This is a genomic window from Geitlerinema sp. PCC 7407 (assembly GCF_000317045.1).
GTDB lineage: Bacteria > Cyanobacteriota > Cyanobacteriia > PCC-7407 > PCC-7407 > PCC-7407.
Genome location: NC_019703.1, coordinates 1,392,367 through 1,406,781, shown reverse-complemented (window position 1 = coordinate 1,406,781; position 14,415 = coordinate 1,392,367). Strand labels below are relative to the sequence as shown.

Here is a 14,415-nt window from a genome sequence, read left to right as displayed (position 1 = left end):
GAAATTACGCAGGGCGATCGCCCTTTGGCGAAACCAGCACCCCCAGACTTTACGTCGGCTTCACGCAGTCTCTCCAAGGTTTATTGAAGCTTTGCCTATTGCCCAGAGGCTCGCCACTAAGCTTGGAAATATCAGCAATAACACGTAGATTCCAACGCATCACCAGCGGTTCAGGGCCGCAGGAATTGGCGGTTCAGCCCTTCAGAGAGCCGCCCGGACCCTTCAGGGACTCAGACGATAGCTACCCGACTCACCGGCTACGCTCCAGGTGAGATTTTGAGCCTTTCAGTTCCCCCGTGTTGGCGCTGAGTGATCCAAGAATTTGAGGGATTTAACAATGACATCTCGCATTCGTTGGGCGATCGCCGCCAGCGGTGCCGCTCTAGCCTGGACAGCCCTTGCCGTCCCCGGCGCTCAGGCCGCTCAGCTCATCAACAACGGCAGCCAAGGCTACTACAACAGCAGCCTCGGGGACCTCTATCCCGGTAACCCCGGTGACCCTCTGGCCGCCTACTTTCCCGGCCCCAACGTCTCCACCGGCGATCCCACCGCAACCTTCGCCGTAGCGCCAGACCTCAGCGGCGTGGCGGCTCTGGGGAGCTGGCTGAGCGATCCGGTCAACGCCCTCACCAATGTCGCGTGGAGCGGTTTGCAGAGCATTCCGCTGACCTGGGCCGTCAACAGCGAGACCGCCATCCTCTACGAGATCGACGGCGGCCCGAAGGGCATCGACAATCTCATCGGTCGCTTTGGGGTCGACAACGGTATTTTCGTTTGGGTGAATGGCGTGTACAAGTTTGGCGCTACGGCCGCAGGGGGCGCCCCGGTGGGCGAATATGCCCCCATTGCCCTCGGCAGCCTGGGCGCGGGCAAAAACTACATTCAAATTCTGCGGGCTGACCACGGCGGCGGGACGGGCTACGACGTGAGTATTACCGGAGATTTGCGGCCGGTGCCAGAGCCGGGAACCCTGGGGGCGCTTGCTGTGGCGGGAGGCCTGGGCCTGCTGGCCAGCAAAAAGCGATCGGCCGATCGCCCCATCTAGGTTTGGTTGAGCTTGATCTCCATCTCAGCGGGTCAACCTGTCGCCAAGGCGGCAGGTTTTCTTGATCGGGGGGACTTTAGGGGCGCGCAGTTCGTCGCAGCCTCTAGGGCTGGGCCACGCTGCCAGCGGCGCGCTCTGCGGTAGTCTAGTGCCAGTGCACCGTGCACGGTTAGGCAAAAAATATCGATGAAGCTACTCTGTCTCAGTAACGGCCACGGCGAAGATATCATTGCAGTGCGGATTTTGCAGGCGCTGCAGGCCCAGGACAATCCGCCAGAGATTGCGGCGCTCCCGATCGTCGGGGAAGGCCACGCCTACACGGCTTGCCAGATTCCTCTGGCAGGCCCCGTCAAGCGCATGCCGTCGGGGGGCTTCATTTATATGGATGGGCGGCAGCTGGCCCGCGATGTCCAGGGGGGACTGGTGCAGCTGACCCTGGCCCAACTCCGGACAGTGAAGGCCTGGGCCAAGGAAGGGGGCGTGGTGCTGGCGGTGGGGGATATCGTGCCGCTGCTGTTTGCGTGGCTCAGCGGGGCGCCTTACGCGTTCGTGGGGACGGCGAAGTCGGAGTATTACCTGCGAGATGAGGCGGGGTGGCTGCCGCGCCGCTCGTGGTTTGAGAAGATGGAAGGCTGGGCGGGGTCGGTCTATTTGCCGTGGGAGCGCTGGCTGATGAGCCGCGATCGCGCTCGGGCAGTGTTTCCCCGCGATTCGCTGACGACGGATTCCCTGCAACAGTGGAAGATCCCGGCATTTGATCTGGGCAATCCGATGATGGATGGCCTAGCGCCGACGGGGCGATCGCGCTATTACGAGACCGAGGCGGAGGCCGCAGTGGCACCGCTGATCGTGACGCTCATCCCCGGATCGCGGCCTCCCGAGGCCTACAACAACTGGCAGCTGATTTTGCAGGCGGTGGCGGGCCTGACGGAGCGCTTTTCTCGGCGATCGCTGCGGTTCTTGGGGGCGATCGCGCCGGGTCTGGAGCTGGAGCCGTTGCGGGCCATGCTGGCCGATCGGGGCTGGCAATCGGTCACCGACGGCTCCCTGGCCAATCCCCTGCCGGACCCCGACACGCAAGTGTTTCGCCAGGGCAAGGCGGCTTTATTTTTATCTCAGAAATCCTTTAATGACTGTCTGCACCAGGCAGACTTTGCCATCGCCATGGCCGGGACGGCCACCGAGCAGTTTGTTGGTCTCGGCAAACCGGCCCTGACCCTGGCGGGCGGCGGTCCCCAGTTTACCCCTGCCTTCGCCGAGGCCCAGACCCGTCTGCTGGGCTGTTCGGTGATTTTGGCAGCGGAGCCCAGCAAGGTCATCACTACGCTGGAGGCGCTGCTCCAGGACCCCGATCGCCTGCAAATCATTGCGGAGAATGGCCGCCGCCGCATGGGCGCCCCCGGCGCAGCGGATCGGATTGCGGCCTGTCTGCGCGATCGCCTGCTGAGCTAGGGGCGCGATCGCTGGCAGTTGTCGCAGTGGCCGCAGCGAAAATCAGTTGCCTCTTGGTCAAAGCCAAAACCCTGGAGCAGCGATCGCCAGCGGCACTGGCGGCTTTTCAAATAAACCGTCATATCTTGGGCCGAGGCAGGCGGCGTCAGGGCTTTGGCTGTGCCGTGGAGGGTGTACTCGAAGGGCGATCGCCAGCGCAGCAGACCGGCGCTGTGGAGCAGGGCCAGGGCGATCGCCCCGTCGGGAAAGCGTTTGGACACCTCCTCGACCCGGCCCTGGCGGGGAATCTGGCTCAGCAGCGCCTGGGCCGAGCGATAGCGCTCCTGGATCTGCCCAGCAAAAAATGCCTGCCGCTGGCGATCACTGGGGTCGAGCCAGCCCGTGGGCTCGCTCACCAGCGTCAGGGCCTGGGCCGGTTGGCCATCGCGCCCCGCCCGCCCGATCTCCTGCACATACTCAGACAGGAGCTGGGGCCGCTGAAAATGGGCCACCCAGCGGACATTGGGCTTGTTGACCCCCATACCAAAGGCGTTGGTGCACACTACGAACCGGAGGCGATCGCCCTGCCAGTCCGCCTCGATTTGGCGGCGATCGCCTGCGCCGAGGCCCGCATGGTAAGCCGCCGTCGCGAAGCCCTGGGACCGCAGGGTTTGGGATAGTTCTTCGCTGTCGCGGCGCGTGCGCACGTACACCAAGCCCGCCCCCGGATGGGCCTGCACAAAACGCACCAGCTTCTGGCGGCGATCGCGGGGGCTCCAGGCCACCTGCACCCGCGGGCTCAGGTTCGCTCGGTAGGGGTTGAGACGAAAAATAGCAGGCTGACGCAGGCCGAGCACCTCCCGCAAAATGCGCTGGGCCGCCGGGTCCGCCGTCGCCGTAAAAGCCGCGATCGCTAGACGCGCTCCCGGCGGCTTGGTCGCCAACAGGGCCGATCGCACCGCCCCCAGCCGCCGGTAGGCAGGCCGAAAGGTTTCTCCCCACTGCACCAGGCAGTGAGCCTCATCCAAAATCAAGCCATTGATCCCGATCTCCGGGCGGCACAGCCGCTCCCACACCGGCGGACTCAGCAGGGTTTCGGGAGACAGGTACAGCAGCCGCAGAGACTGGCCCTCTAGCGCCCGCAGCACCTGCTTGCGCTCTAGGCCCGATCGCTCGCTGTGGAGCAGAGCCGCCGGCAGCTGGCGATCGCGCAGCTCCTGGACCTGGTTCTCCATCAGGGCCACCAGCGGCGACACTACCAGGGTCAGACCCCGCTGCATCAGGGCGGGCAGCTGAAAACAAATCGATTTGCCGCCGCCGGTGGGCATGACCACTAGGGCGTCCCGACCCGCCAGCAGCGATCGCACAATGTCTCCCTGGGGCGGCCGAAAGTCTGGGTAGCCCCAGATCGCCTGGAAGGCCGCCCGAACCTGCTCCCACTCCGGCGTTTCGGCTTGATGCATGGCTGATCTCCTGAGTCTTTAAATTAAAGGTTCCCTCAGGAGAAAAATCTGCACACAGGATTAACGATGTTGGGCCGCGATCCCCGGGTCACAATTCGTCGCGATCGCGCCGATATCCGCGATCGCCGTCAGACCAGCGTCGCTACACACCGCCTGGAGCGGCTTGTCCCACGGATCGGCAGGCAGCTCCGACACATGGGCAAAGGAAAAGACAATCCCCACCGTCGGGACCTGCTGCCAGTCTGGGTGGCTCAGGAGGCGATCGTAGAAGCCGCCGCCATAGCCCAGGCGATAGCCCCGGCGATCGCACGCCACCGCCGGCACCAGCAGCAAGTCCACCTCTTCTGGCCGCACCGTCGGTGCCGACGCGTGGGGCTCTCGAATCCCAAAGGAGCCCAGGGACCAGGCCTCGCCTAGCGACCAGTGATGCCACACCAGGGCAGAGCCCACGCAGCGGGGAAAGCCCCACACCTTGGGATAGGCGTACAGGGGCAGCAAATCCGGCTCTTGGCGAAAACTAAAGTAGCTCAGCACCGTCCGGGCCTGCTGAAAGGGCTCCCAGCGGCTGAGATGCCCACAAATCGCTACGCTTTGGGTTTGCCAAGCCTGGGACGAGAGCGATCGCCGCTGGGCCAAGAGCGATCGGCGCAACTGGGTTTTGTCCACCGTTTTCTGAGGAGTCATTCAGGGTGAGTGAAAAAAATCTGGGGGTCAGCGATCGCCTACTGGGCGTGCTGACGATACCAGGCAATCGTGTTTCGCAGGCCTTGTTCAAAGGACACCTGAGCCTCGAAGCCAAAGGCCTGCTTGGCGCGCTCCGTATCGAGGCAGCGGCGGGGCTGGCCGTTGGGCTGGTCCGTCTGCCAGAGAATCTCGCCGTCAAAGCCCATCAGCTCACAAATCAGCGTCACCAAATCTTTGATCGAAATTTCCTGGCCCGTGCCCAGATTCACCGGCTCCTCGCCGCTGTAGCGCTGGGAAGCCATCACAATGCCCCGCGCCGCGTCCTCTGAGTAGAGAAACTCCCGCGTCGGGCTCCCGTCTCCCCACACCGGCAGCTGGCGATCGCCCCGAACCTGGGCCTCATAGACCTTGCGGATCAGCGCCGGAATCACGTGGGAACTGCGCGGATCAAAATTATCCTCCGGCCCGTAGAGATTCACCGGCAGTAGATAAATCCCGTCAAAACCGTACTGCTGGCGATAGGCCTGGAGCTGCACCAGCAGCGCTTTTTTGGCGATGCCGTAGGGCGCGTTGGTCTCTTCGGGGTAGCCATTCCACAGGTCGTCTTCCCGGAACGGCACCGGCGTAAATTTCGGGTAGGCGCAAATGGTGCCCACGCAGACAAATTTCTGGACGCCCCCCTGATAGGCCGCGTGGATCAGCTGGGTGCCCATCATCAAGTTGTCGTAAAACAGCTCCGCAGGCTTCTCGCGATTGAGGCCGATGCCGCCCACGTGGGCCGCTAGGTGCACCACGACATCCTGCTGATCGACGGCCCGCTGGCAGTTTTCCCAGACGCGCAGATCGCACTCGCGCGATCGCGGCGTCGTGATTTTCGCCGGATCAGCTCCCGCAGCCACCAGCTGGGCTACGACCTGACGGCCCAAAAAGCCAGCGCCCCCAGTCACCAGAATTCGCTTGTCGGTCAGGTCTAATGCCGTTGTCATGGTTAGAGTGGTTGGAAAAATACAGCGCGGAGGACCGACAGGTTGAGCAGGGGGCGATTCTCCGCCGGTGTATCCCGCTCAACCCATCTGACCCAAGCCCAGAGCCCAAGCCCTAGGACATGAGACTACCAACATCTTGACGAATAAAAGCATTCTCACGAATTACCGACAGCGCCTTGCCATTGGGCGTCGTCAGCCCCAGGGCCTGCAAGTCCGCTTCGACCATCAGCGCCACCAGCTCCTCGAAGGTGACCGAGGGCTCCCAGCCCAGTTTTTCCTTCGCCTTGGTCGGATCGCCAATCAGCAGATCAACCTCTGCTGGCCGCAGATAGCGCTCGTCAAACTCAACGTAATCTTGCCAGTTTAGATTCACATACTGGAAGGCTACCTGCAAGAATTCTTCGACCGAGTGGGTTTCACCGGTTGCCACCACGTAGTCGTCGGGCTCGTCTTGCTGGAGCATCAGCCACATTGCCCGCACGTAGTCCTTGGCGTAGCCCCAGTCGCGCTTGGCGTCGAGGTTACCCAGATAAATTTTGTTCTGCTTGCCGGCCACGATGCGGGCGATCGCCCGCGTGATCTTCCGCGTCACGAAGGTCTCGCCCCGGCGCGGCGACTCGTGGTTAAACAAAATGCCATTGCAGGCAAACATCCCGTAGGACTCACGGTAGTTCACCGTTTGCCAGTGGGCGTAGACCTTGGCGCAGGCGTAGGGGCTGCGGGGATAAAAAGGCGTCGTTTCCCGCTGAGGCACATCCTGCACCTTGCCAAACATCTCCGAGGAGCCCGCCTGATAAAAGCGCACCTCGATCCCCGTGCGGTGCCGATAGTCTCGGATCGCCTCGAGCAGCCGCAGAGTCCCCATACCCACCGCGTCGGCGGTGTACTCCGGCGAGTCAAAGCTCACTCGCACATGGGACTGCGCCCCCAGATTGTAAATTTCGACCGGCTGCACTTCCTCCAAGATTCGTCGGAGCGTCGTGCCGTCGGTCAGGTCACCATAGTGCAGAAATAGACGGGCATCTTCGTTGTGGGGGTCAACATAAATGTGATCAATGCGATCGGTGTTGAAGGTAGAAGTTCGCCGGATGATGCCATGAACTTCGTAGCCTTTTTCGAGCAGCAGCTCACTGAGATAGGACCCGTCTTGGCCGGTGATACCTGTGATTAGCGCTCGTTTCCGTTGCGTCATTCTCTGACCTTTCCTATTTCAACTGAACTTGGGCAAATGAGTCACCTCAGACCTCACCGCAGCGTGAGGTTGGGACGGGTTGGGGCGATCGCAGTCTTGCTGAGGCTTTAGAAAGCCGATTGTCCGCATCAGTCGCTGCGCCAAGGCTAGGGTTCCCCAGCCGCCCACCAAAATTGAGATCGAGTCAGCACGATTATTCCCGCTTTTTTCTCACAAGCTATCTGGGCTGCTCCTGTGGGGATCCTTGCCGAGCAGCAGTCGCCGCACCCCATCCCCGCTGAAGCTTGAGGGATGGCGGCGATCGCCGCAGCAGAGGGGTCTGCCCCCCAAAAATACAAAAGGGCAAGCCAAGCTTACCCTTTTTAGCAGCACTATCGAGCGGGCAATCGCCCTTTGAGCTGACGCTGTTCGGCGATCGCCCCACATTTGCGGACAGGCTGCTAGTACGCCCCGTTATTTTTCGGGAAGACCACAATGCCAATGGTTTTGACAATGATCCAGCAGTCCAGCACCAGCGTTCTAAAGTTGACGTAATACAGATCAATCTGGACCCGGCGGTGGTAAGGAATATCATTGCGCCCCGACACCTGCCACAGCCCCGTAATACCTGGCCGCGCCTTCAAAATGCGATCGATATAGCGGCCATAGCGCGGCAGCTCCTCCGGCACCAGCGGCCGCGGTCCCACCACGCTCATATCGCCCTTGAGCACATTCCAGAACTGAGGAAATTCATCCAGGCTCGTCAAGCGCAAAAAGCGTCCAATCCAGGTAATTCGAGGATCCCGCTTGAGCTTGAAATTGGCTTCAAACTCTTGGCGCAGCTCGGGAGAAGCATCCAGCAGCTCTTGCAAGATCGTATCGGCATTGACCACCATCGTGCGGAACTTGAGGCAGTGAAAGCGCCGGTGGTCGCGGCCAACCCGCTCTTGCACATAAAAAATCGGGCCTGGAGAGCTAATTGCAATCAGCAAAATCAAAATCAAATACAAAGGAGAAAAAAGCAGCAGAATCGTAGCGGCAAAAGCGATATCAAAGGCTCGCTTTAGCCAATCACTATCAATGCTCAAATCCCCGATTTTGCTGGACTTCCCACGAAGCGACGTCGCTGCAAAACCTCGCTTCATGAATGCCCTTATCCCCTTGCCGGAAACAATTTGGCTTTGGGCAGTCATTTTACTCCTTGGACATCACACCACACACGTCCTCATCATAAGGCCAGAAATTTATAACACCAGGGACCCTGTCTCTAGGATGAATGTTTCCTAGAAAACAACCAGTAGTGAAAACTACGGTGAGCTAGTTTGGCGATTTTGAAACTCCTGGTAGCATGCCTCGACAAAGTCAAGGTAGCGCTGGGCGAAAACCTCGGGGGAAAAGGCGATCGCGTTGAGACGGGCCTGCTCGGGCTGGAACTGGATCTGAAGCGCTTCAAAGGCCTCCACCGCTTTTATCAAGGACTGGGGAGTCTGCTCCGGAAAAAAGAGTCCCGTTCCTGTTTCGGGATGCTGCTGCAAATCGCGCACCGTCTCCAGAGCACCCCCCGCGCCGTAGGCGAGCACTGGCGTTCCGCAGGCCTGGGCCTCCACCGGCGCAATGCCAAAGTCTTCGCAGGCCGCGTAGACAAAGGCTTTGGCCCGGGCCATGTAGTCTTCGACCACCGCGTCCGGCTGGGGACCGAGGATCTGGACATTGGGCCGCGCTATTTGTCGCAGCTGCTCCAGCTCAGGGCCGCCGCCAATCACTACCAGCGATCGCCCCGACTGATTGAACGCCTGCACAATCAGAGACACCTTCTTGTAGCTGACCAGCCGCGACACCGTGAGATAAAAGTCTTCTTTGTCCGCCCGAAAGGGAAAACGCTTCACCTGCACCGGTGGGTAGATCACCTCGGCCCGGCGGCGGTAGCAGCGCCAGATTCGGCGAGCAGTGTGCCGCGAGTTGGCAATGAAATAGTCCACCCGATTGGCCGAAATCACGTCCCACTGGCGCAGGCGGTGCAGCAGATAGCGGGTCGGAGCGCTGATCCAGCCTCGTCCGAGGCGGCTGCTGCGCAGATAGTCAAAGGTGAGGTCCCAGGCGTAGCGCATGGGCGTGTGGCAGTAGCACACGTGCAGCTGGCTGGGGCCAGTGATCACGCCCTTGGCGACCGCGTGGGAGGACGACAAGATCACGTCATAGCCCTGCAAGTCGAGCTGCTCGATCGCCAGGGGCAGCAGGGGCAAATACTTCTGAACACCTGCGCGCGCTCCGGGAAACCGCTGCAAAAAAGTCGTGCCAATGGCGCGGCGATACAGGTAGCTCTCGGGATTGGTGGACTCAAAGTCAATTAGAGCGTAGAGATCCGCGTCGATGTGCTGCAAAATTTCTCGCACAACCAGCTCTGAGCCCCCGGTTGCCTTGGGGGTAAGCCATTCATGGACGAGGGCGTACTTTAGGGTCACAGGACAAGAAAGCGTGGGCCAATCAGGACAATCACGGCCCTGAGCCTACCACACCTAGCCTAGAGGGCAGGCGGCTCAGGGCATCACGAGCTTGAGCTTGGTTAGGGTAAAGGCTGCCAGAAACAGACCAAACTGCACCAGCACAATGCTCGGACCCGAGGCCAGGCTGAATTCGGCGGAGACTCCCATGCCCAGCAGGCTGCTGAGGGCGCCCAGCCCCACAGACAGCCACAAAAAACGGCCAAATTGGTGGCTCAGCAGCTTAGCGCTGGAGGCAGGGATGACGAGAAAGGCATTCACCAGCAGGACGCCGACGGCTTTGATGGAGACGGCGATCGCCAGGGAGAGCAGGACCACAAAACAATAGCGATGGAACCCCACCGCAATGCCCTGGACCTGAGCCACAGCCGGGTTGAGAGTGAGCAGGACTTGCTGGCGCAGGGTCGGCAACAGATACAGCAAGCTGGCCAGCAGCAGCAGCCCCATTAGCGTCAGGTCGAGGCCATCGATCGCCAGAATGTCTCCGAACAGCACAGACATCAGGTTGCCGCGATAGCCCTTGATGAGCCCGGTCAGGATCACGCCGATGGCTAGGGCCGCTGAGACGGCAATGCTAAAAATGTTGTCGCTCCACAGGTCTGTGTGGTCGATCAGGTACAGCACCCCGACCCCAAAGGCCAACGTAAAGGGCAGCAGCATCCAGGTCGGGTTGATCTGGAGCAAGATGCCCAGCACGATGCCCGCCAGCGCCGCGTGACCGACCGCATGACTGAAAAACGAGAGCTGACGCAGGGTGACAAAGCTGCCGAGAAAGCCGCCGAGCACGCCCATCAGGACGCCACCCGCGATCGCCCGCTGCATGAAGGGAAACTGCATCAGATCCAGCAGGTTGCTGGTCTGGGCCAAGACGGCCCAGTCATTCAACACAAAGGGTAAGGCCATGGGCGATCGCGCAGGGACAACAACAAGGGCGCCTAGACCAGCATCTTAGCCCCAGCCGTGGGAGTGGGGATACTGCTGAAACGCAGGACCGTAGGTCGCCAACAGATTTTGGGAAGAAAAGGCTGTCTGGGGCGCGTCGTGGCACACCAGGCGGCGGTTGAGACACAGCACGCGATCGCAGTGGCGGTTCACCATATCGATGTCGTGGGACACCTGCAAAATCGCCCAATTTTGCTCCTGCTGCAGCTCATGGAGCAGCCCATAAAAGTCAGCCTCTCCCGACACATCCAGCCCCGCAAAGGCTTCGTCAAGGACCAGCAGCCGCCGCGGCGACACCAGACAGTAGGCCAGGAGCACCCGCTTGAGCTCGCCGCCGCTGAGGGTGCCGATGGGCTGCTGGCGCAGATGGTCGGCGTCGACGCGCCGCAGGGCCTGGGCGATCGCCGCCTCGCGGGCCGGATCGCGCTGCCAGGGCCAGCGCCACGCCGCAGACCGGGGCGCCCAGCCCAGCCCCACCAGTTCCGTTACCGCCAAGGGAAATCCCCGATCAAACAAAAAGTTTTGGGGCACATAGCCAATCTCTCGCCCCAAAGCCCCTAGGCGCTTCAGCGGACGCCCCAGGATCTCGATGCGGGCCGCCGTGTAGGGAATCAAGCCCAAAATCGCCTGGACTAGCGTGCTTTTGCCGGCGCCGTTGGGGCCGACCACCGCCGTGTTGGTCCCAGGCAGTAGGGAAAATGAGACATCCTCCAGGGCGGTGAAGGTGCCCCGCTGAACCGTCAAGCGCTCAACCGACAGCACAGGCGCGGGAGTCTCAGGGGAAGCATCCAAAGGCGACACAAAACCGTTCATTGATAACTCAAGGGGCACAGAAGAAAGAGTGCAACGTGGTTGCAAGGCCAAAATGGGTTGATCAGGGAAGGGAAAATTGGTGAGAGAAGGCAGATCGGGGTGAAGGGCGATCGCCTCGAGCAGGGATTTATATAGACACTCTCAGGCTACTGGCAGGCCGCTTCCAGGGTTTGCAGATTTTGCGCCATGGTCGTGAGGTAGTGCTGAGGGTCGAGCGGCCCCGACTCCAGCGGGTCAACTTCGCGCAGCGTGAGCTTGAGGTCTTGGGACAAGCTGGCCAGCAGCTTATTATCCACGCCGGGCTCTCCCAAGAGAGCTTTTGCATCGTAGCGTTTCACCGCATCGATCGTTGTCTGAATATCGCCAGGGGAGAGGCTATCTTCAGGAATTTGGACCACGGCCACTTGCTGGAGCTGATAGCGATTGGCCAGATAGGGATAGGCGTCATGGAAGGTGACAAAGGTGCAGCCCTGAAGCGGCTTGAGGCGCGTCTCGTAGGTTTGATGGAGCTGCTGAACCTGCTGCAAGTAAGCAGCGGCGTTGGTCTCGTAGGTGCTGCGATTGGCGGGGTCCGCCGCGATCAGGCCGTCCCGAATCTGGGTGATCTGCTGCTGAGCCAAGACCGGATCAATCCAGACGTGGGGGTTGCCTGCCGTGTGGGAATGGGCTTCCGCCGTGGCCTCCCCTTCATGGTCATGGTCATGAGCTCCAGAACTGGCATCAGCCACTAGCACTGTCGGCGATATCTCGCCGAGGGCCTGGATGCCTTCGCTGGCCACCACCGTTTTGAGGTTGGCGTTTTGGGCATTGCGCAGGGTGGTTTCCAAAAATTCCTCTAGGCCGAGACCGTTGGTCACCAGCACATCGGCCTGGGCGATCGCCTGGACGGCGGCCGGGGTGGCCTGATACTCGTGGACTTCGGCTCCCGGCGGCACGATCACTTCGACCTCCGCCGCATCGCCAGCCACGGCCTTGGTGAACCAGTACATGGGCGGAAAGGTGGTCACGACCTTGAGGCGATCGCCCGCTGCGGATGCCTGAGTCTCAGACTGAGCTTCTGGGGTGCCGGTGCTGGCTGAAGGGGGAGTCGCCTGGCTACAGCCGACAGCAGTCAGCGCTAGGCCCAGGGAAATCAGCGGCAAAAGTCGAGAGCAGGTCATGGCAGAGCAGCAAGAAAGGGGTGCAGACGCGTCAACCCAGCGATCGACTCTAGGAAGCATTCGCAAGGTGACCAGAAACAAAATTCAGAAAAATTTTGAGAACAAGTCTCATTCTAATAGAATCATTCTCATTGCACGATGAGAATCCTGAGAATTTTCTGATTTGGCGGGTCATCGGGCAGCGATCGCCGCTGCCAAAAAGCTTCAAAACGCCGCAGAAAGAGCTTTTCAAAGGGCTCAAGACGCGATCGCTAGGCAGCTCGTTTGATCTCAGATTCACAACTCGACAAATATTTATTGCAACTCAATTGCAATAAGACCTAAACTTTGAACTTTGTGTGTGAGGAACTTTGACCGTGGAACACTCCTATCCACTGCGTCGGCAGCTCGTGGGATCTGCCGTCTTGATGACACTGGGTCTCGCCAGTGGGGCGATCGCCGCTGAACCCCCCGCCCTCGAGGCAGAGAGCGCCGCCCTCGAGCAGGTCACCTCTGTCTCGCAGCTTTCGGACGTGCAGCCCACCGACTGGGCCTTTCAGGCGCTGCAATCGCTGGTTGAGCGCTACGGCTGCATCGCGGGCTACCCGGACGGCACCTATCGCGGCAACCGGGCCATGACCCGCTACGAGTTTGCGGCCGGTCTCAACGCCTGTCTCGATCGCGTCAACGAACTGATCGCCGCCGGGACCGCCGACCTGGCCACGCGCGAAGATTTGGCAACCTTGCAGCGCCTCCAAGAAGAATTTGCCGCTGAGCTGGCGACGCTGCGGGGCCGCGTGGACTCCCTGGAGGCGCGCACCGCTGAGCTGGAGGCCAACCAGTTTTCCACCACGACGCGCCTAGAAGGGGAAGCCATCTTCGCGCTGACCAGCGCCTTCGACGGGGAGGACGCCTTTGGCAACTCCCTGAGCGACAACCCAACCTTCAGCGATCGCCTCCGCCTGAATCTCGAAACCAGCTTCACAGGCCGCGACAACCTGCGCACGCGTCTGTCCACCGGCAACACCCAGGGCCGGGGCGATCTCCTCGAGGGCGCCTTGGCCTTTGAGCAAGACGAAGCGAATGACATTGGCCTAGAAGTCCTGCTCTATACCTTCCCGCTGGGCGACAGCACCGAAGTCACCGTGGCCGCAGCTGGCGGCGCTTCGGACGACTTCGCCAGCACGGTCAACGCCCTTGACGGGGACGGGGCTTCGGGCGCTATTTCGGCCTTTGGGACCCGCCACCCCATCTACTACCCCGTGGCCGGAGCCGGAGTTGGGGTGCGGCACGCCTTCGGAGACAAGCTAGAGCTGAGCCTGGGCTATTTGGCCGGCGACGCCAACAGTCCCGCTTCGGGCAGCGGCTTGTTTGACGGCTCCTACGGCGCGCTGGCCCAGCTCGTGGTCAAGCCCCTCGATCGCCTGGACATCGGCCTGACCTACGTCAATGCCTACAGCAACAACCCGGACGCACCGGCGGAAACGGGCACCGGCAGCTTTTTATCTAACTACGCCAGCTTGCTAGACGTGCCGGTGGTGACCAACTCCTACGGGGTTGAGCTGTCGTGGCGCCTGAGCGATCGCTTTGTGGTGGGCGGCTGGGCTGGCTACACCAACAGCCGCAACCTTTCGACTCTGAATGGAGCCATCGATCGCGGGGCGCTGGACATCTGGAACTGGGCCGTCACCCTTGGCTTCCCGGACCTCGGCAAGGAAGGCAACCTGGGCGGCATCATCGTGGGGATGGAGCCCAAAGTGACAGACAGCAGCATTGAGGGCTTCGGCGAAGACCCGGATACATCGCTGCACCTAGAGGCTTTCTATCAGTATCAGCTCAACGAAAATCTCTCGATCACGCCGGGGGTCATCTGGCTGACAGCGCCCAATCACAACAGCGACAACCAAGACGCGGTGATTGGCACTTTGCGCACCACCTTTAGTTTCTAGGCGTTGCGCACCGCAGCAGCTCGCTGCTGACAGCAGCCATCCCCGGGGCGATCGCGCGATCGCCCCGGGGATGGTTGCTTTTGGGCCTTTCACCCCGGATGGCCAAAGGGCGATCGCCCCTGATGTCAGCTAGCAAACATTAACAATTCCCTTTCAGCGATTAGTCTAGGAGCAACCACTCTCCCGCGCAGGTTTGATTCCCCCAAGTCTACGCACCGCATCCTCAAGGTGCCCCCGACCTGCCTCGCTTCAGTACCCTGCCCTTGCAAAGTTTCAGCCCCCATTCAATTC

The 14,415-nt window shown here is 61.0% G+C and carries 13 protein-coding genes; 3 read left to right on the top strand and 10 right to left on the bottom strand.

All coding sequences use genetic code 11. The annotated features are described in order from the left end of the window. The first annotated feature begins 337 nt into the window (after nt 1-337). Entirely contained in the window at nt 338-1,045 is a 708-nt protein-coding gene (locus tag GEI7407_RS05975) for a PEP-CTERM sorting domain-containing protein (protein WP_015171241.1), read from the top strand. Between the two features lie 186 nt (nt 1,046-1,231). Then, nucleotides 1,232-2,497 carry a lipid-A-disaccharide synthase-related protein gene (locus tag GEI7407_RS05970; RefSeq protein ID WP_015171240.1) on the top strand — a complete coding sequence of 422 codons (1,266 nt, stop codon included), beginning with the start codon at nt 1,232-1,234 and terminating at the stop codon, nt 2,495-2,497. On the opposite strand, the gene GEI7407_RS05965 is transcribed toward GEI7407_RS05970, so the two are convergent. The 9 genes from GEI7407_RS05965 to GEI7407_RS05925 form a co-directional block, all read right to left on the bottom strand. Beyond that, nucleotides 2,494-3,939, bottom strand: a complete 1,446-nt coding sequence (locus GEI7407_RS05965; RefSeq protein ID WP_015171239.1) for an ATP-dependent DNA helicase RecQ — start codon at nt 3,937-3,939, stop codon at nt 2,494-2,496. The two genes, GEI7407_RS05970 and GEI7407_RS05965, sit on opposite strands and share 4 nt — an antisense overlap. 60 nt (nt 3,940-3,999) lie before the next feature. Continuing rightward, entirely contained in the window at nt 4,000-4,623 is a 624-nt protein-coding gene (locus GEI7407_RS05960; RefSeq protein WP_015171238.1) for a 5-formyltetrahydrofolate cyclo-ligase, read from the bottom strand. A gap of 38 nt (nt 4,624-4,661) precedes the next feature. Beyond that, on the bottom strand, nt 4,662-5,609 hold the full coding sequence (locus GEI7407_RS05955; RefSeq protein ID WP_015171237.1) for a GDP-L-fucose synthase: 948 nt from the start codon (nt 5,607-5,609) through the stop codon (nt 4,662-4,664). A 112-nt stretch (nt 5,610-5,721) separates the two neighbouring features. Further along, entirely contained in the window at nt 5,722-6,801 is a 1,080-nt protein-coding gene (gene gmd / locus GEI7407_RS05950; protein ID WP_015171236.1) for a GDP-mannose 4,6-dehydratase, read from the bottom strand. Between the two features lie 440 nt (nt 6,802-7,241). Further along, nucleotides 7,242-7,973: a sugar transferase gene (locus GEI7407_RS05945; RefSeq protein WP_015171235.1), complete on the bottom strand. Its 732-nt coding sequence runs from the start codon at nt 7,971-7,973 to the stop codon at nt 7,242-7,244. A gap of 114 nt (nt 7,974-8,087) precedes the next feature. After that, on the bottom strand, nt 8,088-9,242 hold the full coding sequence (locus GEI7407_RS05940) for a glycosyltransferase (protein ID WP_015171234.1): 1,155 nt from the start codon (nt 9,240-9,242) through the stop codon (nt 8,088-8,090). Nucleotides 9,243-9,317: 75 nt separating this feature from the next. Then, nucleotides 9,318-10,184, bottom strand: coding sequence for a metal ABC transporter permease (locus tag GEI7407_RS05935; RefSeq protein ID WP_015171233.1), 867 nt, complete (start codon nt 10,182-10,184; stop codon nt 9,318-9,320). A gap of 45 nt (nt 10,185-10,229) precedes the next feature. Then, a complete protein-coding gene (locus tag GEI7407_RS05930; protein WP_015171232.1) occupies nt 10,230-11,036 on the bottom strand; it encodes a metal ABC transporter ATP-binding protein in 807 nt (268 codons plus the stop codon). 146 nt (nt 11,037-11,182) lie between these two features. Further along, entirely contained in the window at nt 11,183-12,196 is a 1,014-nt protein-coding gene (locus tag GEI7407_RS05925; protein WP_015171231.1) for a metal ABC transporter solute-binding protein, Zn/Mn family, read from the bottom strand. A 407-nt stretch (nt 12,197-12,603) separates the two neighbouring features. On the opposite strand from GEI7407_RS05925, the gene GEI7407_RS05920 reads away from it, so the two are divergent. Beyond that, nucleotides 12,604-14,124 carry an iron uptake porin gene (locus GEI7407_RS05920; protein WP_081587351.1) on the top strand — a complete coding sequence of 507 codons (1,521 nt, stop codon included), beginning with the start codon at nt 12,604-12,606 and terminating at the stop codon, nt 14,122-14,124. On the opposite strand, the gene GEI7407_RS21315 is transcribed toward GEI7407_RS05920, so the two are convergent. Continuing rightward, on the bottom strand, nt 14,114-14,260 hold the full coding sequence (locus tag GEI7407_RS21315; protein WP_190274178.1) for a hypothetical protein: 147 nt from the start codon (nt 14,258-14,260) through the stop codon (nt 14,114-14,116). The genes GEI7407_RS05920 and GEI7407_RS21315 overlap by 11 nt on opposite strands. Nucleotides 14,261-14,415: the final 155 nt, after the last annotated feature.

Coding starts and splice junctions, on each gene's coding strand:
- GEI7407_RS05965 (WP_015171239.1), bottom strand. CDS start 3,939: ATGCATCAAGCCGAAACGCCGGAGTGGGAGCAGGTTCGGGCGGCCTTC.
- GEI7407_RS05955 (WP_015171237.1), bottom strand. CDS start 5,609: ATGACAACGGCATTAGACCTGACCGACAAGCGAATTCTGGTGACTGGG.
- GEI7407_RS05920 (WP_081587351.1), top strand. CDS start 12,604: ATGACACTGGGTCTCGCCAGTGGGGCGATCGCCGCTGAACCCCCCGCC.
- GEI7407_RS05970 (WP_015171240.1), top strand. CDS start 1,232: ATGAAGCTACTCTGTCTCAGTAACGGCCACGGCGAAGATATCATTGCA.
- GEI7407_RS05930 (WP_015171232.1), bottom strand. CDS start 11,036: ATGAACGGTTTTGTGTCGCCTTTGGATGCTTCCCCTGAGACTCCCGCG.
- GEI7407_RS05925 (WP_015171231.1), bottom strand. CDS start 12,196: ATGACCTGCTCTCGACTTTTGCCGCTGATTTCCCTGGGCCTAGCGCTG.
- gmd (WP_015171236.1), bottom strand. CDS start 6,801: ATGACGCAACGGAAACGAGCGCTAATCACAGGTATCACCGGCCAAGAC.
- GEI7407_RS05975 (WP_015171241.1), top strand. CDS start 338: ATGACATCTCGCATTCGTTGGGCGATCGCCGCCAGCGGTGCCGCTCTA.
- GEI7407_RS05960 (WP_015171238.1), bottom strand. CDS start 4,623: ATGACTCCTCAGAAAACGGTGGACAAAACCCAGTTGCGCCGATCGCTC.
- GEI7407_RS05935 (WP_015171233.1), bottom strand. CDS start 10,184: ATGGCCTTACCCTTTGTGTTGAATGACTGGGCCGTCTTGGCCCAGACC.
- GEI7407_RS05945 (WP_015171235.1), bottom strand. CDS start 7,973: ATGACTGCCCAAAGCCAAATTGTTTCCGGCAAGGGGATAAGGGCATTC.